The organism is Vibrio sp. D401a (assembly GCF_030248515.1).
In the GTDB taxonomy this organism is placed as follows: Bacteria; Pseudomonadota; Gammaproteobacteria; order Enterobacterales; family Vibrionaceae; genus Vibrio; species Vibrio rotiferianus.
The window spans coordinates 1-1137 of the sequence record NZ_JAHGAI010000102.1; the positions used below are offsets into that span (position 1 = coordinate 1).

The window sequence follows — 1137 nt, forward strand, 5'->3', positions numbered from 1 at the left end:
AATGCTTTGTTATGTTTTGGGTTCAATGGATATCTAAAACACTATTTTTCGTGCTTAAAACGATACCTTTCAGATAAACAAACCAAGGAACCGACTAACGCCGCAACACATACTACAACGGTCTGATAAGTCGCCCCTGTTACCTTAAAATCATTCAATATCTCCGTTGCCGCCAACATGGGCAATGTTACGGTGAGAGCTAGGCTGACTAGTTTTGTTGTTTTTAACCTTGCTCCCCTCCGCCTACTGTAAAAATAATACGCATAATCCGAATAAAGGACAAACAGAGAAATAAATAGAGCCAGTATCCAAAACATTAACTATAAATCCTCTGGTCTAAGTAAGTTACGACGCACAAGTTCCTTTTTTGCGGACATGGAGTCAGCTTCATTAAAACCTTTTATTACACTGGCAAGAATAACAGCTACGAAAAACGCTCTCGAGCTAACTTGTTGAGCGGAAGCAGATAACTTCAACTTATTTAATGCTTCCTCAGCTATATGAACAGATGCCATATCTTTCACCAAGGAAGCGCCACCACCTTTTGATAAAGAATAAATTATGGCTGCGGCAAAACCAACTTCGAGCTTAACTTCTATTGTTATAAACCATGTTGAGAGAAAGTCAGCAACTGCTTTATGTGTTTTAAAGTACTCTTGTAATTCGCGATTTGATAAACTCCAAGGATTCCACATTGGTTTTGCAATACTCTGCGCAACTAGCATTTGCACCTTACCAAAAAACCTCCGATTCCCAAGAGCCTGAGCTTACTCCATGACCTTTCTTTGTTCGATTTTACTTAATTGTCGATACAGAATGACTCCCGTGAGAACTGGAAGTACACTTTCTCTGTTGCCTCGAACAAAGTTCAGATCGTCATCTAACCCCGTTAGTATTGCCAACTGAACTACAGGTTCAGTTTTTAAAGTCTGCTCACTATAACCTCTAACCATTTTTAATTTCCCAAAGTATCTTATGCCGTTTGCGTACAATATCTATAACAAATTGATATGCAAGTGATGGCAATAAATTTCAGCTAGAACGTATCAATGTTTGGAAAATAAAAGGGGAAATTAGAGATAGTCGCCGCAAAAGCTAAGTATTTCCTGAAGAAACATAACGCTCTGTTAAGGGGTG

At 38.8% G+C, this 1137-nt stretch carries 2 protein-coding genes; both read right to left on the reverse strand.

Going from position 1 to position 1137, the window contains the following annotated elements; genetic code table 11:
* Positions 1-320: 320 nt before the first annotated feature.
* The gene (locus KIV41_RS24650) at positions 321-725 is read right to left on the reverse strand and encodes a hypothetical protein (protein ID WP_230842082.1); all 405 of its coding nucleotides are present in this window, start codon (positions 723-725) and stop codon (positions 321-323) included.
* Positions 726-767: 42 nt separating this feature from the next.
* Entirely contained in the window at positions 768-953 is a 186-nt protein-coding gene (locus KIV41_RS24655) for a hypothetical protein (protein WP_252040553.1), read from the reverse strand.
* Positions 954-1137: the final 184 nt, after the last annotated feature.

Coding starts and splice junctions, on each gene's coding strand:
- KIV41_RS24650 (WP_230842082.1), bottom strand. CDS start 725: ATGCTAGTTGCGCAGAGTATTGCAAAACCAATGTGGAATCCTTGGAGT.
- KIV41_RS24655 (WP_252040553.1), bottom strand. CDS start 953: ATGGTTAGAGGTTATAGTGAGCAGACTTTAAAAACTGAACCTGTAGTT.